Here is a 20,319-nt window from a genome sequence, read left to right as displayed (position 1 = left end):
AACAATAATGCTACAATTAATAATGATATGGTATTTCTGTCTTCATCAACTCATTTAATTTTAAAAAGTAATTTCTATTCTTTACTACTTTGTTGAATATGCTTAATTTCTAATTTACCAATATCCATTTTATGTGCTGAAGTAAGCTCGATCCATCTACTTTCATTCGGTAATAAATCAAAATAATTCTCAGAAAAAAAGACAGTTTCATTTGGAAAATTGAGGTATAGATCTTTAACTAACTTGTTGGTGCTTACTTTTACAAATGTTTTACCTTCTTTTTGAACCAACTCGGTTTTAATATCTGGTTTTTCTAATTTTAAATCTTTTGGTTTTTCAAAATAATATAAATTATCCGCCAGAACTTTATCTTCATTTAAAAACTCAATTTTTAAAACGACTGATTTTGTATCTCCATTTGCCAATATATCCAATTTTTTTCCTTCAAATAACTTGGTACTTGTGTTATGAAATAAATTCACTTCGACAGTTTTTGAAAAAACTTTGATACCATCAAAATCAATTACCGATAGTTTTAAAGTTCCTTTTTTATCATTTAGCAGGTCTGAAACACCTTGAATTTCAATTTTATCAGCATCTGCTTTGGAAAAAATTAAAATCGGTTCGTAAGCTTTTTTAATACTGTAATGCGCGGCTTTCCATTTGTGATAATAATCGGTACTACTCCAACTTGCAACGGGCCAACAATCGTTAATTTGCCAATACATTGTACCCATGCAATAAGGCATTGCGCCTCGATGGGCTTCTATAGCAGTTTTTAGCCCACGAGCTTGTAAAACCTGGCTCATGTATAAAAAATCTGCAAAGTTTTTTGGTGTTTTATAATACAGATCCATGTATTCTTTAATACGTAAATTGCCAATTCCACTTCGTTGATGAGCGGCCATTACTTTACTTTCTATACTGTAATCTGCAGGAATTGTATATTTTTTTACGGTTTCGAAATCAGGAAAAGATTGAAATCCATATTCGCTCATAAAACGCGCTTTGTATTTTTCAAAATCCTCAAAAGGATGTTGCCCGTGCCAAACGCCCCAATAGTGCATATCGCCAGAGGTTGTTTCATAACTTGCGGGTTTATCCGGTTCGTAACCCGCTTGAGGAGAAGAAGGCCAATAATTATCGCCAACTGTATATTTTTCAATAACGGCAGGAAGTATGTTTTGGAATATTTTTAAGTAGGTTTTTTGAAGTTCGTCTTGCTGTGCCGGCGTGTAGGTTTCTTTCCAGCCCCAACCGCCTTTCGAATAATAATGCCAAGCCGAGTTTATTTCATTATTTCCACACCACAAAGCAATACTCGGATGGTTTCTTAAACGGGTAACATTATCAATCGCTTCTTGTTTAATGTTTGCTAAAAACGCCTCATCACCAGGATACATGGAACAGGCAAACATAAAATCTTGCCAAACTAGCAGTCCGTTTTCATCGCAAAGCTTATAGAAATAATCGGCCTCATAAACACCACCACCCCAAACACGGAGCATATTCATATTGGCATCTACAGCATCTTTAATTACTTTTTGATAATCGCCCTGCGTAACTCTTGGTAAAAAATTATCATTGGGAATATAATTGGCTCCTTTTACAAAAACGCGAATACCGTTTAACTCGAATAAAAAAGATTCTCCAACAGCATCTTTTTCGCGAATCAATTTTAAACTGCGCAATCCTGTAGTTGTTTCTTGATTGGCAATAGGATTCTCCTCTTTATCTAAAACCACTGCGTTAAAATGATACATATTCGATTTGCCTAAACCATTTGACCACCATAATTTTGGATTTTTAATAACGAAAGGTAAAGACAAAGTTTGTAACCCTACTTTAAAATTAAAATTGGATGAAGTATAAATTTCCTTCGTTTGGGGATTTACGATCTGAATATTTCCTAAAAACGGTTTATCAATTTGCACCGTAACTGCAGCAACTAAATTGGCGGCTGTTTTATTAACTTTAGGCTGTTGGATATATACATCCTTAATGCGAACATCATTCCACGCTTTTAATGTTATTGGGCGCCAAATGCCTGATGTTACCAAACGTGGGCCCCAGTCCCAACCATAATGATAGCCTGCTTTTCGTGTGAAAACAGAAACTTTTTTATCGCCAATTTCGCCAACTTCTGATTGGTCGTTACTAGCTGGAAAACCGTATGGAGAAGCCTTCAATAGTGCTAATCCTTTATTTATTGGAGAATGAAAAAGTATTCTTAACTGATTTTCACCTAATTTAAGTATTGGCTTTACATTAGTTTCCCAAGTTCGAAACATATTATCAGCCTTTAAAATTAATTTGTCATTGAGAAAAACATCCGCATAGGTGTCTAATCCTTCAAAATTCAAAATAATATTGTTCTTTTTAAATTCAGTTGAGCTGATGGAAATTGTGGTGGCATATTCCCAATCTTTTTTATCAATCCATTGAATTTTTTCTTCGTTTATGCGATAAAAAGGGTCTTCAATTAACTTATTAGCAATCAAATCTGTATGAATCGTTCCCGGAACAGTTGCTTTACCTTTATGTGTTCCATCAATTTCTTTGAATGTCCAATTGTTGCTAATTTCTTTAACTACCAACGTATTTAACTTTTTTGATTGGCAGATAGCAAAAAAAGGCATCATCATCAGCATTGAGAAAACTATGTTTTTCATAAGTTAATTTTAAGTTAGGTAAATTGATTTGCGTTATTAATTTGTTTTATTAGGCGTATTACCCAACACAATTTTTAGTTCGCCACCTTTTACAATGTCTTTGTGTAGCAGTTGATAATTTTCTACTTTTTTTCCGTTAATGATGGCCGATTGAATGTAATCATTGCCATCGCCATTATTTTCAACTTTAATGGTAAAACTACCACCAGGATAATATTTTTTATCTAAGTTAATTTTAATTTCATCAAAAACAGGGCTGCTTAAATCATAATAAGGTTCTACCGAACACCCACTTTTCATTTCGAAAATGCCCATAGACATTAAACAATATAGTGCACCCATTTGGCCTTCATCTTCTTCGCCAACCCATGCTGTATATGGCGATGTACTAAAAAACTTATTGGCAACCATTCTTGTATATTTTTGGGTTAACCAAGGCTCGCCACTATAATTAAAAAGAAATGGCGCTTGCATATTTGGCTCGTTTGTTAAATCTACGTAGCCTTTTTCAAAGCCTTCTTCCAGTCTGCGGTTAAATTCGGTTTTACCCATTAGTTTAATCAAATTTGGCAAATCCTGCGGCACAAACCAAGTATAAATCCAAGCATTGCCTTCCATAAATCCGGGTGCATTCCAACCACCATCTGTGCCCATTTTAAAAATATCTGCATCTTTACTCCAAGTACCGTCTTTATGTTTTCTTCGGATGTAGCCAGTAGATTTATCAAAAATATTTTCGTAGTTTTTTGATCGGTTTAAAAAATATTTAGCATCGGCTTTTTTATTTAAAGCGGTGGCAAATTGCGAGAGGCACCAGTCATCAAAAGCATATTCCATGGTATGAGATGTTGCGCCAACTTCATCCGGAACGTAGCCATAATCCATATAATCTTTCATATAAATATTGCCTGCAAATCCTCCACAAGGTTGTTTTTCGCCTGGCGTGGTATAATCATGCTTAATCATTTCATATACTTTTTTAGGGTCGAATTGGGCAATGCCTTTTTGGTAAGCACTTATTAAAAGTGCATTTTGATGTTGTCCGGCCATTACCAGCGCATACTTTAAACTTACAGGTGATTGAGGTATCCATCCGCCAACACGTTGCAACTCGATTAAAGAATTAGCGAAAGAATTGGCATATTTCGGTGAAACTAAAGTCCATAGTGGCGTTAAACTCCACTGCGTACCCCACATAGAATCGCTGCTGTAAACTGCATCGGCCGGTGCTTGTACTTTTTCTACTTTTCCGCACTGGTCTAAATATTCGCCATTTACATCGCTCATCATATTTTTGCCAGTAAATGAGCGGTAAAAATTGGTATAAAACTTAGCTTTATCTGCCTCTTTGCCTTTAAGTTCTATCTTATTTAATAATTTCTTCCACGTTTCTTTTGATTGTGAAACTACTTTATCAAAGTCGTAATTTAATGTACCTAATTCTGTTCTCAAATTTAAGCCAGCATTTTCAATACTTACAAATGAAAGCCCAGTTGAGGTTATTACCTGATCGCCTTTGTTGGTGTTAAAATGAAGTATAATACCCGTTTGCCCTTTACTTATAAACGAGGTGATATTTTTATTTACGTTACATTTTTTTCTAAAATCGATGCCATAAGTTTGCTGTGTGCCAGTATATTTTTCGTATTCCCAACTGTCGGTGCTAGTTATTGGTTTACTAAATTTTGATTGAAAAAATACAGTGGTTCCGTTTGTGTTATTATTTTTGAACGTGATAGAACCTTCAATTAGCATATTGTTAACTTTTTTGAAAGTACAGGCTAAAATTTCTGATGACTCTTCAGTTGGTGGATTAAAATCTAACAGTATAGTACTTTTATCCGATTTTGGGAAAGTAGTACGGATCATGCCACAACGATCGGTAGCAGTTAATTCAACTGTAGCATCTGCATCAGTTAAGTGTACCGAATAATAACCCGGACTTCCTTTTTCACTCTCTTTTTCGTAACGAGAACGATATCCGGCTGTCCACATATTTCCAAAAGGCCCATCGGGCGGACCCGGAAATAATTTATAATATTCTTCACCAAATTTTAAATCACCAACAAACGGCATATAACTTACGCCAGATAAACCGTAGCCGTGTAAATGGCTGAAACCAGAAATACTATTTACCGAATATTCGTAGCCGCCATTCCATACGTTTCCTTGGTTATCAGGACTTAATTTAACCATCCCAAATGGCTGGCTAGGACCCGGAAAGAGCATCCACCTTGAATTTGAAGTACCTGCAAATACGTTTACATAATCAATTGGGAGCTTTTGTGCAAATGCAGTTAAGGTGCTTAATAGAACGAATAACAGAACCGGTGTTTTTTTCATTTTTTCTATATATTAGGTAGAAGGATAGTACTTAAAAATTTTTACTTAAACGATAGCAATGTTTTAAAATTTGGAGAAAAAGGAAGTTAATTGATTTTAAATTTTCTTAATTCAGATCGAAATTCATCCAGCATAATGGTCTGTTTTTTCTTAGCATACTTTATAAAATCTTTACCTGCGGGCGAATTTTGGTAAACGGGTACAAAGTATCCATCATCAGGATCAGATAATTTTTTGTCTCTATTATTGCTCCAGTTTTGCCAGATCACAACATAAGCCACGTGAATATTTTTATCCTCCGTCCACGATGATAAGTAATCGTTGTACCAATTTATGGTAGGTTGCCTAGCATCTTCTTCTGCCGGATTTCCACGGTTGCCAGCTTCGGTAATGGCTGCAATTTTATTGTCCTTTTTAGCGATTAATGAAAGGCCTTGTAATTTGAGTTTAAACTTTTGTAAACTGGGCTTTGGGTCGTTTTTATCGGTGTAAAGGTCCATTCCATAAATATCTATCAGTGCTAAATCAGCCGAATCTTTTGGTAAGAAGCTACTAAACTCATTTGCATAATTTTGGGCAATTTCAGTATCGTTCTTTGCGATTAACTGATTAACATTATCCATCTTATCTGTAGAAAATGCGATTAATAATTCAGGCATCTCGTGCTTCAAATATCTTGCGCTTTCTATAAAAACCTTCATCAATGCATCTTTTCCGTTTAATGGTAAATCACCTTTCAGCCATTTTAATCCCCACCAAAACCAATCGCCATCGGCTTCATGAAAAGGACGAAAAATGATTCCAGATCCATCTGCCGAAATTTGTTTCAACCGAGCAACCATTGGCTTTAACCTTTGTGTTTCATAAGTTGTCCACCATTTATCTTTGTTTGCAAAACCATTTGCAATGTGATAAAATGGGTGCTCTTTTTTCATTAAATCGATGTATGGATTGTTGTTTGTCTCATCCATCCGATAGGCTCTTTCTTTATAACCCGGCAATAAAATTGGTTGCATGTGCCAATCAAAACTTATAATTCCGCCATTTTTGTGGTAAAGTTTTAAAGCCGCCAAATTGGCTCCTACCTCTTCCAAACGGTTAGCGCCATCGGTAACATCCAAAATCAGTTTAAAAGCATCAAAACCCATAATTGCGGGGAGTTTTCCCGTCATTTCTTTTACATCCGATTTTTGTTGAGAAATGTCGTTTGCAACATCCTTTCTATCTTTTATCTCCCAGTCAGAATCGCCACTAACGCCCATCGCAATGGTACTTTCGTGCCCGAAGAGATGTTTTCCATCTTTCGAATATTGAATGCTCTTTAAATATGCGCCAAGCTTATGGTTATTTTCAATAACGCCGAGCGACGTTGATTTATAGGTTTTACAGCTTTGAAAAAACAATAAAATGCCAATAATTAAAAGAAGCTTGGGGTTTTTATTTAACACATTAATTTTTGTTTTTGTAAACTTTTAACGCTTTATAATTCGTTTTTGGTGGTGTTTGCTTTATCGTCTAAGGTCACATTTTTCGATTGCTTCAACACGATTTCTTTTTTGTTGGTAACAGGCAAACTAATATTTTCCATTTTTAAATCTGCTACCTCATCAAATACAAACGCGGGGCGGAAATCATTATGCTGCAACTTTAGCGTAATATTTTTAAAGGTTAAGCCTTTGGCATGGCGGACATAAAAAGCCCATGCTGGCAATTCTCCAAACATGTCAAACTCAGGGTAATTTTTTGCTTTTTCGGGCACTTGTTGTAAACGACTCAACGGAATGTATGCCATACCTTTAGTTGCTCTGCCGGGATAAGTAATTTCTACGTTTTCTATCGTAATGTTTTCTACATCATAGCCTGAAATGCCAGTAATGGAAGCTGGAAATGGATTGTGAAAATAAGGTACTTCTGGACCACGCAAATCATAATCAATATCAGGTCGGCCGAAAGGAATTTCTACTTTCATATCTTTTATAAGCACATTTTTAATGGAGCCTGGTTTTTCTCCAGCACGGTTTCCTAAACGAATAAATATGCTGTTTCCTGTGTTTTTAGCTGTAATATCTTCAACTTTAATGTTCTCGATGATGCCCCCATCAACTGACTCGATGGCTATTGCAGAACGAAATGTATCGAAAATCTTGATATGCTCAATGGTAACATTTTTAAAACCTCCGTAAGATGCTGTGCCGAATTTTATGGCACTTGCGCTAGACCTTATTGTACAGTTTGCGATGTAAATGTTATCGTTAAAATAACCGGGGTAGTAAGATTTTAAACAAATTCCATCATCTGCCGAATTTACGTCGCAATTGGTAATTTTTACGTTGGTACAATCGGTAATATCCATGCCGTCGTTGTTCCAGTACGCACGATTTGTTAATTTAATACCGTTTATAGTTAAGCCATTACAAAGCTCGAAAGAAAGACCCCAACCTGCACTACTGCTGATATTTAATTCCTCTATTTTGACTTGGTTGCAAAGGGAGAAACTAAATAATTTTGGTCGGATAGTTTCGCTCGGCCTCATATTTTGAAGACTATAATTGGGGTCAATTTTGATGCCTGCATGGTGTAAGCTGTCAATTGTTAGTGCAAGGGCTCTTCCCTGACCATCAATTTTTCCTTTTCCGTAAAGTTTAATATTGGTCGAATTATGTGCTACTATTAATCCTAAGTGTGTATTGTCGTCTTTTTTGGGAGAGTTTGGTCTGCCTTCTGAACTTACATTTTTATAATCGCTTGGGTTGGTGCTGCCCAATAAAACAGATTCTTCGGTAATAAGCAAATCAACGTTGCTTTTCAATTCGATACTACCAGTTAAAAATTTCCCTTTTGGAAAAACGACTGTACCACCTATTTTGAGTTTGCTTGCAGCATCAATTGCTTTTTGGATGGCAACCGTATTCAAAGTTTCTCCATCGCCTATGGCACCAAATTTTACGATATTAAATTCTTTTTTTGCGTCTTTTCGTTGATCAGTGTTTTGCGCAAACAAAGAAAAAGACAAAGTCATTGTAAAAAGAAGGCAATATGAAATTTTAAGCTTTTTCATCATTGGGAGTTGCTAGTCGGAATTATACAATTAAGTATAATATAAATTAAAATTTCAACCTTTATTGCGAGGCACGAAGCAAACTGTTCCAACCAGTGTATTTAGATTGCTTCGTGCCTTGCAATGACGAGTTTATAGGTTTATTTTTTTTCTAAATCATGCGCATATTCAGCCAAAATATCTAAAGTGGTTTTATCAGTATTAAAAACAGAATTTAAACCTTGTGCCTCACCATAAGGATCGCCGGTGTAAGAAGTGTTTCCCATTTTCCACATAAAATCTTTTTCCTGTCCACGACCTTCGCCACCCCACGCCCAAAAATTCATGCCTGCTAAAGGTTTTCCTTCATCGGCAGATTTTTTTAACAATTCTAAAATAAAACGGTAATATTTATCGCGGGCAACAGTCGGACTTTCAGCAGCAAACTTTTCATTATCTCTAACAAAACCAAATTCTTCTACAACAGTAGGCTTGTTTAATTTAACAGCTAAATCTACATGCTCATCAATGTATTTTTTCGTTTTTGCGAGTGCGCTTTCCATCATTTCTGGTTGATCGGCTTTATACCATCCCCAATTTTTTGGCCACATGTGAAAAGTCATATAATCGATGTGCTTGCTGCTTTGAGATTGAAGTGCATAGTCTAATTTATTTAAATTCCCTTGGCTACCTTCTCCGCCTGTACTTACCAATTGGTTTGGCGCAAGGGAGTGAATATAGCCCGCAACATCATCCACCCATTTACTAAAAATTTTCATACTTTCTACAGGGTCTCCAGCAGTACTTGGGCGAGGTTCGTTTGCCAATTGCCAGGTCATCACCGTAGGATCGTTTTTGTATATCTTATTGGTATAAATATTTTTACGATTTATAATCATGTTAATATATTTGCGATATAAAGCCTGCGCTTTTTCATTTGTGTAAAACGTTGCCGAATGTTTCATCGCCTGATCCCATGTATCCGTTTTCACATTTGCCGGATCGTAAACCCGTTCGCCGGTAGTCCACGAAACGTATTGTTGCATGCCACCTGTCCAATCCCAGTAGTTGTTAAGCATTAAAACGGCATGCATATCTCTTTTTTTCATTTCTGATAAAAGAAAATCTAATCCCTGTAAAAGTTTTTCATTATAAGTACCGTTTTTATATTGGAACGGTGGAGTTAAAGGCACTTTAAAATCCGATTCTTCTGAGGCAGCAACAATTCTAAGGTTTTTAACGCCCAATTTTTGAAGTTGGTTTAACTCTCTAACTAATCGCTCGCGGTTGCCATAATCGGTGTCAGCACCTAAATAAGCGCCGTACCAAAAATTTGCACCTACAAAATAATAGGGTTTATTATTTACGGTAAAATTAGCACCGTTAACTTTAACAAAATTCTTTTTTGCACTACACGAAAATAACAGTGCGCTTACTGCAAGCATTGCAAAGTATGTAGATAATCCTTTTCTTCTCATCATCATTTTATTTTTTAACGGTAATTAAATTTCCATCGTAACTAATCGTTTTATCAATTTTATTGCTGATTAAATCTCCTTTTCCATGTGCTTCATCTACAAAAACAATGTTGATTGTTCTGTTTTTCAACATGCCTGGAAATTCTCCTTTTCTGTTTCCAATAGTTAAGGTTTGATTACTTTCATTCCAGCTGAAGTTTATTGAGCTTGATGCACCCTTTAAGTAGTTGTTATTTATGTCTTCATCCTCATATAACGTAAAAGATCCATCTGCGCCGGTATAAATTCGCAATTCAAGTGGGTCAGCTTTTTTCTCCATTGCAAACTGCAAATCTGGTCCGAATGGAATGATTGAACCTGCCTTTATATAAAGTGGCATTTCGTTTAATGGTGCGTTAGCATTTACCGTTTCGCCACCATTGTAGGTTTTGCCAGTCCAAAAATTAACCCATTTTGTATTATTTGGCAAATAAACTTCACGAGCCGTAGCGCCTTTATCTGTTACCGGACTTACTAAAATTGAAGGGCCAAACATAAATTGATCTTTAATATTTAGTGCTTTTTCATCTTTAGCAAAATCCATTGCCAAACCACGCATCATGGTATAATCCTGCTGGTTAACCATGCCGTTTAACGTATAGATATATGGCATTAAACGATAACGAAGCTTGCTAAATTTCAACTGTGTTTTATAAACTTCCGAATTTTCGTCGCCAAAATTCCATATTTCTCTTTCTGTATTAGAACCGTGAGCCCTAAAAACTGGGCAAAATGCACCAAATTGATACCACCTAGTATATATTTCTTGGTACTGAGAATTTTTATTATCCCAAGGTTTTTTTACCCAAAAACCACCAATGTCGGTTGTCCAGTAAGGCATGCCCGACATAGAAAAACTTAACCCAGTTGGGATAGAAGCTTTTAAATTATTCCACTCGCCAGCAATATCTCCCGACCAAATAACGGTAGAATATTTTTGCGAGCCTGCAAAAGCAGAACGGGTTAAAATAGCAACGCGTTTATCTGGCGATTCTTGCATCTGGCCTTCAAAAACGCCTTTTGCATGTTCTAATGGAAAGGCATTTAAGTTTGCTAAACCCGGGCCTTCGAAAGTTGGGTTCATAAAATGCGCCATATTTTCTGGTGTAGCATCATGGTCTGGCAATTCTGGCTCTGCAGCATCCATCCACCAAGCATCTACACCTTTGCTGTATAGTTTTTGATTTATTTGATTCCAGTACATTTTACGCGCTGCCGGATTAAATGCATCGTAATAAGTAAAATTGTAATTTAAAAAATCGACTAAATTTTCTTTTAATGCAGGTTGATATAAGAATCCGGCTTTGTTCAATTCTCTAAAATTGTCACTCTTGCGGTAAAATTTTCCCCAAATCGAAATCATAAATTTGGTGTTCAAATCTTTGTGTAAAGTGTCTATCATTGCTTTAGGATCTGGAAAAAGATCCGGATCGAATGTTGCCGAACCCCATTCATCCAACTTCCAATATTGCCAATCTTGAACGATAATATCCAAAGGCACTTGTCTCTTACGAAATTCTCTAACTGTATTTAAAACTTCCTCCTGCGTCTTATAACGCTCACGGCTTTGCCAAAAACCCATTGCCCATTTAGGCAAAATGGTTGCTTTTCCGGTTAAATTGCGATAACCAGATATAATGTGATCCATATCTTTACCAGCAATTACGAAATAATTAATTTCTTCGCCAGCTTTAGACCATAAAGAAGTTTCGTTGTGAATGCTCGGTTTTCTCCATTTTACCTCGAAACTATTGTTTACATGGTATCTTTCCCACTCTACCTCAATTTTATATTTCTTTCCTTTCTCTAAGTTGATGGTTCCTCTATCGCGGGCATTGGCGTAAGGTGCCCAGTTATCTAAAATTAATTTACCATCTATTTTTAACCTAAATGTGCCATCAGCGAAACTGTAAAAAGAATATTCACCAGTTTTATCAGCCAGTAAATAGCCAGTAAGTTTAGCCGATTTAGCAGGATTTTCTTTAACAACGGCGATGTTTGCTGTTTTCGATTCTGGTTGAGCAATTTCTGTAAACATACTGTCTTTATACAGATTTAAAGTTAACCCACCTTTAACACCGTTTTTATCAAAAAGTTGATTTTTTGTTATTGATTTAATCGAATCTGGTTGTCCAAACTTGGTATAAGATAGATTGTTCCACAGTAACCCATAACCTTTTGTTGATACGAAAAACGGAACATATACTTCGGTATTGTGCTGATACAAATCTAAATCGTAACCTTTAATGTTTAGTAAGCGATCTTGGTGTTGGCCTAAACCATAAATGGCTTCATCTTTACGCGATATAAATTTCTGTTGAATACTTTGTGTTTTGTAACCTTCAAAGCTTGTTGGAGAAAAAGATTTACCACCGTTAGCCTGCTCTTTAAGTATCTCTTTACCATTTTTATCGTAAAAAGAAACCTGTCCGTTTTTGCTATTTACTTTTGCAACAAGTTTAGGCGTAGTTATCGTTATAAGGTCTTTAAGTTGTGCAACTTTAAAAGTAGGTTTAGCAAAACCGCGCTCATCTAAAAAAAGACTTTTTTTGGTCGAGAATGAGGCATTATTAGTGTATCGCACTTGCATTATTTCATCACTAATAATAGAAATAGAGAGTTTAGCCTTATTAATATTAATGTTGACCGAATTTTTTTCTAATGAAAAATTGGTGGTACTTTTTTGCGAGTATGCACTTGGCGAAAGAAAAACTAACGATAATGCAAAAATGGAAATGGCTCTGAAATGTTTTCTCATACAAAAACTGATATTGGTTAGGGTAAAGTTTGACTTTCAAAAGTACTTTGAAAGATAATGACTTATTGATACTATTTATTCATAATGTTGATGAATTTTGACTTTTCACAGCTTTTAGGCATTGTAAAAATCTCAAAATCAAGTTCTGGCGATACTTTAAAATATTACAAATACTTAATCATTTCGGATTATAACTTTATATATTGCTAAATAACTGCCGTTATGCGCCTGTTCTAATTATCAATTGTTAAAACAATATTATAAAAAATTATACATTGATGGTAAATTTGATAACAGTAATGACACTTAAAGTACGACACAATTTCATTTTAACTATAATTGTGCATTAAACTGTGTTTAAAAGATTGTACTACTTGTCGCTATATTTTAACCAAATAATTTTTATGAATAAATATTTTTTACTCATCGCGTTGCTCGCTTCAACTGTAAATTTAAGCGCACAACAAACTACTTCAAACCAGAAAAAGGTTGCTGCACTTTTAGCTAAAATGACTTTAGAAGAAAAAGTTGGGCAAATGACGCAAATAACTTTGGGCGTTGTTGGCACCCAAGTTGATGGCGAAATTAACCAAGAGGCACTAAAAAATGCAGTAGTGAAGCATAGCGTGGGTTCGATCTTAAATGTAACTAATCATGCTTTAACCGTAGATCAATGGCATAATTTATTAACCAAAATTGCCGATGAAGCAAAAACTACGCGATTAAAAATACCTGTTTTATATGGTTTAGACGCCATCCACGGACAAACTTATACGTTAGATGCTACTTTATTTCCTCAAAATATAGGCATGGCGGCAACTAGAAATATTCAACTTGCCAAGGCTATAACTAAAGTAACGGCAAACGAATTAAGAGCAAGTGGCGTACGCTGGAATTTTGCAACCGTTTTAGATTGTGGGCGCCAGCCTTTATGGTCTCGTTTCCCTGAAACTTACGGAGAGGATGTTTTTATTGGTAAAACAATGGGTGCTGCCGTTATAAAGGCTTATGAAGAAGATGGGCTTGATAAAACAACAGCAGTGGCAAGTTGTATGAAACATTTTCTAGGTTACTCTGCATCGAGAAACGGTAAAGATAGAACGCCGATTTACCTGCCAGAGATAGAAATGAGAGAATATTACTTGCCTCAATTTAAAGAAGCAGTAAAAGCCGGTGCCTCGTCTGTAATGATAAATTCTAGCATTGTCAACGGTATTCCGGTGCATGCCAGCAAGTATTTGCTTACAGATATTTTGCGTAAAGAGCTTGGATTTAACGGTGTTGCGGTAAGCGATTGGGAAGATATTAAACGCGTTTACACTTGGCATCATGTTGCCAGTTCGCCACGCGAAGCCGTTGCTATGTGTGTAAATGCTGGTGTAGATATGAGCATGGTTCCGTACGATTTTACATTTTATGATTTGTTGATTGATGCGGTGCACAAAAAGGAAGTTTCAGTACAAAGAATTGACGAAGCCGTAAGCAGAATTTTAATGCTTAAAATGAAATTGGGCTTGTTTGATAATCCTTACCCAGAAGAAAGTGCTAAAGCCAATTTTGGAAAACCAGAATATCAAACGCTCGCGTTAGACGCTGCGCATGAAGCGATGACTTTACTAAAAAATCAAGATGAAGTTTTACCCTTATCAAAAAATAAAAAATATTTGGTTGCTGGTCCTGGCGCACAGAGTATTAGCGCATTAAACGGCTGTTGGAGTTATACTTGGCAGGGTAAAGACGAGCAATGGTATCCAAAAGATAGTAAAACTATTTTGCAAACCATTGAAGATAAAGTAGGCAAATCGAACGTGGTAACCACAACCGAAAAGGGTTTTGAGGGGATTAAAAATTTTGATGGAGATGCATTGATTAAATCAGCTAAAGATGTTGATTGTATCATCTTATGTTTGGGAGAAAACGCTTACGCAGAAAGTCCGGGTAATATTGCAGATTTAGCATTAGATGAAAACCAGCAAGCATTGGCAAAGGCAGCGATATCAACTGGTAAACCGATTATATTAGTTTTAACCGAGGGCAGACCGAGGTTTATTACCAACATAGAACCAAAAATGAATGGTATTTTAATGGCTTATTGGAGCGGAAAAAAAACTGCAGAAGCAATTGCCGATGTTCTATTTGGCGACTACAACCCAAACGGAAGATTGCCTTACAGTTACCCAAGAAGCAGTGGGGAAATTGTGCTTTATGATAGAAAACCTGCCGAAGATATTAGAGAAGTTTTTAATGATGATATCCACACGGGTTACAATCCGTTATTCGCTTTCGGCACTGGCTTAAGTTATACCACTTTTGCCTATAGCGATTTAAAATTAAGTACAAAAAACTTGGTTGGTGATGAAAAGCTGCATGTTTCTGTAACGGTGAGTAATACAGGTAAAATAGCAGGCAAACATACCGTAGAATTATATACCAGAGATTTATACGCGTCTATCAGTCCGGATATGAAGCGGTTAAGGGCTTTTGAAAAAATCGATTTAAAGCCTGGTGAAAGCAAAACAGTAAAATTTTCGATTGATAAAAACGATTTGGCTTTTGTAAATGCGAAACTAAATACCGTTACAGAACCTGGAGAATTTACAGTAATGATAGGCGACTTAATGGAAAGTTTTCAATATAAGTAGAAATGAAAAAATGCATTTTCCGCACGGTAGTAATTATAGCAACTTTTTTAAGCACCCAGTTTATTGCTAATGCACAAAAGCTTTTGCCGGTAACACAACATGGAAAATTGAGTGTTGAGGGCGGTAAAATTGTCGATTCTTCAGGTTCAATTGTACAGCTTAGAGGAATTAGCCTATCGTGGAGTATTTGGGGAGGCAGGAAATATTATAATGCCAAAGTGGTAAAATGGCTTAAAAAAGATTTCGACATTAATGTAATCCGCATTGCAATGGCAGTGGAGCCAGATAGTGGCTATTTAAAAGATCCAGTAAAACAAGAAGAACTGGTAACCAAAGTTATAGATGAAGCTATTAAACAGGGAATTTATGTGTTGTTAGATTGGCACGATCATCATGCAGATCAGCATGTTTCGGAATCGAAAGTCTTTTTTAAGAAAATGGCTAAAAAATATGCAGGCGTGCCAAATATGATCTACGAAATTTGGAATGAACCAGCGCGTGTAAGCTGGGCCGTGATTAAAAGCTACGCTTTAGAAATTATACCTGAAATTAGAAATTCAGATCCTGATGCACTTATTATTGTTGGCAGTTCCAATTGGGATCAAGATGTTGATATTACCGCAAAAGATCCGATAACGGGATACAGTAACATTGCGTATAGCTTCCATTTCTATGCATCCGACCCTGGTCATCAAGAAAAATTAATGGCAAAAGCCGATGATGCAATTGCAATGGGTTTGCCAATTTTTGTAACCGAATGGGGCGTTGGCGAAGCAAACGGAGATGGTATTTTTGATACTGAAAAAACCGATAAATGGCTAAATTGGCTTGAGCGCAATAAACTAAGTTGGGCAAATTGGAACCTAACGGATAAAAAAGAAACAACTGCGTTACTTTTGCCGGGTGCCGGTATTAACGGTAGTTGGCCTTTAAAAATGCTTTCAAAATCGGGTCTTTATATTCGCAAACAACTCCGCACCTTAAACAAATAAACCAACCTAATTTATTCGTGCACAAAAATTAATTCCTTTTTATGGAAATGGTCATTTATAGTATGAAAAATATCTGGCAAAAATTATTTCAAGTTTGATGAATTACAATTAACGCTTAAATAAAAATTCTTGTCCCCGTAAAACTCTCTCTAAAATCTTTCGGTGTACAATCTTTTTTCTTTTTAAAAGTTCGGTTAAAGTTCGAAATATTGTTAAAACCACATTTGTAGGCAATTTCTCCAATGGTATGTGTGGTGTCAATTAGCATTCTGCTCGAGTGGCCTATCCTTATTTCGTTCAAGCTATCAATAAATGTGTTCCCCGTTCTTTTTTTCATAAATCTACTAAATGATGTTTCGGGCATATTGGCAATTTTGGCAACTTCTGATAAAGTAATCTGTTTGCCGTAATGCATATTCATATATTCGAATGCTTTCTCTATTCTCCGGCTGTTGTAATTAAACTGTTCGTTGCTAAAACTCGAATCGGATAAGGTTTTAAAGTTTCTCGAAATTGATAAATCGTGCAAAATTGAGATTAGCTCTAATACAGAATCAAAACCTTGTTTTTTATCTAAAGACATAATTCTGGATTTCAACCGCTCAATGGTATCATTAGCAAATAAAATACCTTTCTTCGCTTGATCGAACATATTACGTATAAAGCTCAATTGATTTTTCCGCAGCAGTGAATCATCAAACAAATCTTTATGAAACTGTATCGTAATTTCCATAATGTCGTCGCTTTTATTTTCATGGTCAAACCAAGCATGGCAGAGGTTTGGGCCAACCAACACCAACTCTAAATCATCAATAACCTCTATATGATCGCCAACAATTCTTTTCGCACCACTTCCATTAATAATCAAGTTAAGTTCAAACTCTTCATGATAATGAAGTGGGAAATCGAACTTTTTCTTCTTGCGAGAAAATAGCGTGAAACAGTCGTTTTGAGTTAATGGGGTTATTTCTCGTATAATATTGTTGCTCATCTCAATCAATTAATTGCATAAATATAGCAATTAGTTGTTAAAATACTATACTTTAAACAATCGATTCAAATAGTTCTAATAGTTTAAAATTACTGAAAGTGGATATACTTTGTTAAAATAGTATTAATTTAAAGGTTATTTACCCGTTATATTTGAAGTTAATTAATCAATAACCAAATAATCTAATTATGAGAAAATTTTTTTACTTAAAATTCCTCTGCGTATTTTTTTTGACGATCTCCTTTCTTAGCGTTCAAGCTCAAGAGAAGTTAGTTAAAGGAAAAGTAGTAGACAACGATAACCTAGCCTTACCAGGCGCATCGGTTATGGTGAAAGGAACAAAAATCGTTACCTCAACTAATGGTAGTGGCGAATTTGCAATTAGCGTTCCTTCTGATAAATCTATTTTGACTGTAAGTTTTATAGGCGCTACTCCTCAAGATGTAAATGTATCTGGAAAGACTTTTTTAACCATTAAATTACAATCATCGGTTAATAAGCTGGATGAGGTTGTGTTTATCGGGTACGGTACGCAGAAAAAGAGCGATTTGAACAGTTCAATTTCTGTAATCAGTGCAAAAGACATTCAAGAGATTCCACAAGTAAGTGTAGATCAGTTGTTGCAAGGTAAGGCCGCGGGTGTTTACGTAAGTCAAAACTCTGGTGCGCCTGGTAGTAATACTTCGGTGCGAATTCGTGGTATTACTTCATTAAGTGTTGCCAATGATCCTTTGTATGTAATTGATGGTGTGGCCATATCTGGTGATCCATCTAATATCGCCACTAGCGGAAGAGCGCTAGCTTTAGATAATAAAGGAGAGCAAGGTGGTGGTAATGGAGGAACAACAGTAAGTCCATTAACAACACTTAACCCAAATGATATTGAATCTATCCAAATTTTGAAAGATGCTTCTGCTACCGCAATTTATGGTAGCCGTGGTTCGAACGGTGTGGTTATTATTACCACAAAAAGAGGTAAAAATGGTCAAGGTGTTATCAATTATGAAGGCTATTACGGCATTAGGCAACAAGGTCGCTTTTTGGATGTGATGAATTTGCCTCAATATGCAAAATATCAAAATGATTTAGCCGATGTTTTGGGCGTTGGCCGTAGAGCAGAATTTGCGAATCCAGAACTGTTAAGTGAAGGAACTAACTGGCAAAAAGAAGTATTTAGAACTGCTGCTCAACAAAACCATCAAGTATCACTTTCTGGTGCTAAAGACGGTACGGATTATTATATTTCTGGTTCATACTTAGATCAAGAAGGAACTATTATTGGTGGCGATTATAATAGATATTCATTTAGATCTAATGTAAACGGACAAGTTAGAGACTGGTTTAAAACCGGTATGACTTTATCTGGAAGCAGAAGTTTTGAAAATAGAGGTTTAAGTGATAACGGTGGTATCGCAAATAATGCGTTACTAAGTTCGCCAGATAGGGCTGTTAGAAATACTGATGGAAGTTTTACAGGTGGTCAGGCTTTCGAATCAGGTACGCCTCCAAATCCTATAGCACAAGCGTTAAGCATTACCAATACGCTTTTAAGGTCAGGCTTAAACGGAAGCGCTTATGCGGATATTACTTTTATTAAAGGTTTAACGCTAAGGTCTGAATTGAATGGTGATTTTAGTTCTTCAGAGGCTAGACAGTTCTTGCCAACCTTCAATAATGGTCCTTTAGATATTAATCAAACCAATAAGCTTACAGAATATTATTCGGGAAATACATATTGGGCTTGGAAAGAATATTTGACCTACAAAACAATGTTTGGCACTAAACATGATTTAACGGCATTGGCAGGTTACGAGGTAAATCAATCGTCATGGAAAGGTACAAATCTAAGTAGATCTAATTTTTTAAGTAACGATTTACAATCTTTAAATTTAGGAGATGCAAAAACGGCTACAAATGATGAATACAAAGATAGCCAAGCATTAGAATCATTTTTCGTAAGAGCAATTTATACTTATGACAAAAAATATAGTATGACAGCTACTGTACGTTCAGATAAATCATCTAAGTTTTCTCCTGGTCATCAAGTAGGTATTTTCCCATCAATTGGTGCATCTTGGAAGATTTCAGAAGAATCATTTGCGCAAAGCTTAAAGGGTAAAGTAGATAATATTAGATTTAGAGCAAGTTATGGTGGTACTGGAAATCAAGCTATACCCAATTATTCTTATGGCGTTGCATTAGTTCCTTATCCAACGGGTTTGGGTACAGGTTATGCTGTAGATAAAGTGCCAAACGATCTTTTAAAATGGGAAACACAAATTCAAGCCGATGCAGGTTTAGATTTCAGCGTTTTTAATTCAAGATTAGATGTATCTGTTGATGCTTACAGAAAAACTTCAAAAGATTTCCTTTTCCAATCGCAACTTCCAGCTTATTTATTAGGTAAAGTAGCTGAGTATTCTGCGAGGGGTGTAATTTCTGCGCCATTTATTAATGGTGGTGAATTAAGAAATACCGGATTGGAATTTACTTTAACCAGCCGTAATTTGATTGGTGATTTTAAATGGAGTACCAGTGGAAACATGTCGTTTAATAAAAACAAAGTAATTTCATTAGCACCAGGTACACCTTATTTGCCAGGTAGTATAAATGTTGGCTTTTTATCTTTACCTGTGTCTAGAACTTCTGCTGGCGGACCTGTTGGAGAATTTTACGGATATAAAGTTAAAGGAATCTTTAAAACGGACGATCAATTGAGAAGTGCACCAGTACAATTTAACAGACCAGTACAAAGAGGAAGTGCGGGTACTTGGTTAGGCGATATTCAATTTGAAGATATAAATGGCGACGGAAAAATTGATGAGAACGATCAAACCTCTTTAGGCGATCCAAATCCTAAATTTACTTACGGTCTTACTAACAATTTCTCGTACAAAAACTTTGATTTATCTATATTCTTAAATGGTTCTTACGGATCAAAGATTTTTAACGCATTGAATTATAAGATTAGTAACCTTGCGGGATTATATACAAACCAATTGGCAAGTGTAGCAAACTATTGGACACCAACAAATTCTGATTCGAACATTCCAGCACCTAAAAGTGGAGATAATCCAAACTTGAAAAACTCTGATAGATTCTTGGAGAGCGGTTCATTTTTAAGAATTCAGAATGTAAATTTAGGTTACAATGTTCCTTTAAAATATATTCAGAGAGTTAAATTGAGTGGATTAAAAGTGTATGTTAGTGCACAAAATTTATACACTTTTACTAATTACACAGGTTTAGATCCAGAAATTGGCGCTATCAATCAGAATGTATTTTTATCAAACGTTGATTTAGGCAGATACCCAAGTCCGAGAGTAATTACTTTTGGAGTTAATGCAAAATTTTAAATTAGTTAAAG

10 protein-coding genes are annotated in these 20,319 nt (G+C 35.7%); 3 read left to right on the top strand and 7 right to left on the bottom strand.

Translation table 11 applies throughout. The annotated features are described in order from the left end of the window. Nucleotides 1–74: 74 nt before the first annotated feature. From EZJ43_RS04020 to EZJ43_RS03995, 6 genes are all read right to left on the bottom strand, one after another. Nucleotides 75–2,672 (bottom strand): beta-mannosidase, encoded by a 2,598-nt coding sequence (locus EZJ43_RS04020; RefSeq protein ID WP_133261385.1) that lies wholly within the window; start codon nt 2,670–2,672, stop codon nt 75–77. 36 nt (nt 2,673–2,708) lie between these two features. Continuing rightward, entirely contained in the window at nt 2,709–5,015 is a 2,307-nt protein-coding gene (locus EZJ43_RS04015) for a GH92 family glycosyl hydrolase (protein ID WP_133261384.1), read from the bottom strand. A gap of 86 nt (nt 5,016–5,101) precedes the next feature. Next, nucleotides 5,102–6,463 (bottom strand): glycosyl hydrolase, encoded by a 1,362-nt coding sequence (locus EZJ43_RS04010; protein ID WP_133261383.1) that lies wholly within the window; start codon nt 6,461–6,463, stop codon nt 5,102–5,104. Nucleotides 6,464–6,495: 32 nt separating this feature from the next. Further along, nucleotides 6,496–8,034: a glycoside hydrolase family 28 protein gene (locus EZJ43_RS04005; protein ID WP_207924564.1), complete on the bottom strand. Its 1,539-nt coding sequence runs from the start codon at nt 8,032–8,034 to the stop codon at nt 6,496–6,498. Nucleotides 8,035–8,213: 179 nt separating this feature from the next. Then, nucleotides 8,214–9,533: a glycoside hydrolase 5 family protein gene (locus EZJ43_RS04000; RefSeq protein WP_165953081.1), complete on the bottom strand. Its 1,320-nt coding sequence runs from the start codon at nt 9,531–9,533 to the stop codon at nt 8,214–8,216. Nucleotides 9,534–9,537: 4 nt separating this feature from the next. Further along, entirely contained in the window at nt 9,538–12,327 is a 2,790-nt protein-coding gene (locus EZJ43_RS03995) for a TIM-barrel domain-containing protein (RefSeq protein WP_133261381.1), read from the bottom strand. 404 nt (nt 12,328–12,731) lie between these two features. Between EZJ43_RS03995 and EZJ43_RS03990 the strand changes: the two genes are divergently transcribed. Together EZJ43_RS03990 and EZJ43_RS03985 are read left to right on the top strand one after the other, a co-directional pair. Further along, nucleotides 12,732–14,969, top strand: a complete 2,238-nt coding sequence (locus tag EZJ43_RS03990; RefSeq protein ID WP_133261380.1) for a glycoside hydrolase family 3 N-terminal domain-containing protein — start codon at nt 12,732–12,734, stop codon at nt 14,967–14,969. 2 nt (nt 14,970–14,971) lie between these two features. Next, on the top strand, nt 14,972–15,961 hold the full coding sequence (locus tag EZJ43_RS03985; protein ID WP_133261379.1) for a glycoside hydrolase family 5 protein: 990 nt from the start codon (nt 14,972–14,974) through the stop codon (nt 15,959–15,961). A 115-nt stretch (nt 15,962–16,076) separates the two neighbouring features. Here the strand turns inward: EZJ43_RS03985 and EZJ43_RS03980 are convergent, their stop codons facing one another. Beyond that, on the bottom strand, nt 16,077–16,952 hold the full coding sequence (locus tag EZJ43_RS03980; RefSeq protein ID WP_133261378.1) for an AraC family transcriptional regulator: 876 nt from the start codon (nt 16,950–16,952) through the stop codon (nt 16,077–16,079). Between the two features lie 188 nt (nt 16,953–17,140). Here EZJ43_RS03980 and EZJ43_RS03975 point away from each other — a divergent pair, with 188 nt between their 5' ends. Beyond that, a complete protein-coding gene (locus tag EZJ43_RS03975) occupies nt 17,141–20,308 on the top strand; it encodes a SusC/RagA family TonB-linked outer membrane protein (protein WP_133261377.1) in 3,168 nt (1,055 codons plus the stop codon). Nucleotides 20,309–20,319: the final 11 nt, after the last annotated feature.

The organism is Pedobacter changchengzhani, assembly GCF_004354365.1.
Taxonomy (GTDB): Bacteria; Bacteroidota; Bacteroidia; order Sphingobacteriales; family Sphingobacteriaceae; genus Pedobacter; species Pedobacter changchengzhani.
Note: the sequence above shows the minus strand (reverse complement) of the source record. Positions and strands in the feature narration are given on the sequence as shown.

Excerpts from the sequence above, each read along its gene's own strand:
- EZJ43_RS04020 (WP_133261385.1), bottom strand. The coding sequence starts at position 2,672 with ATGAAAAACATAGTTTTCTCAATGCTGATGATGATGCCTTTTTTTGCT.
- EZJ43_RS04015 (WP_133261384.1), bottom strand. The coding sequence starts at position 5,015 with ATGAAAAAAACACCGGTTCTGTTATTCGTTCTATTAAGCACCTTAACT.
- EZJ43_RS04005 (WP_207924564.1), bottom strand. The coding sequence starts at position 8,034 with ATGACTTTGTCTTTTTCTTTGTTTGCGCAAAACACTGATCAACGAAAA.
- EZJ43_RS04000 (WP_165953081.1), bottom strand. The coding sequence starts at position 9,533 with ATGATGAGAAGAAAAGGATTATCTACATACTTTGCAATGCTTGCAGTA.
- EZJ43_RS03995 (WP_133261381.1), bottom strand. The coding sequence starts at position 12,327 with ATGAGAAAACATTTCAGAGCCATTTCCATTTTTGCATTATCGTTAGTT.
- EZJ43_RS03990 (WP_133261380.1), top strand. The coding sequence starts at position 12,732 with ATGAATAAATATTTTTTACTCATCGCGTTGCTCGCTTCAACTGTAAAT.
- EZJ43_RS03985 (WP_133261379.1), top strand. The coding sequence starts at position 14,972 with ATGAAAAAATGCATTTTCCGCACGGTAGTAATTATAGCAACTTTTTTA.
- EZJ43_RS03980 (WP_133261378.1), bottom strand. The coding sequence starts at position 16,952 with ATGAGCAACAATATTATACGAGAAATAACCCCATTAACTCAAAACGAC.
- EZJ43_RS03975 (WP_133261377.1), top strand. The coding sequence starts at position 17,141 with ATGAGAAAATTTTTTTACTTAAAATTCCTCTGCGTATTTTTTTTGACG.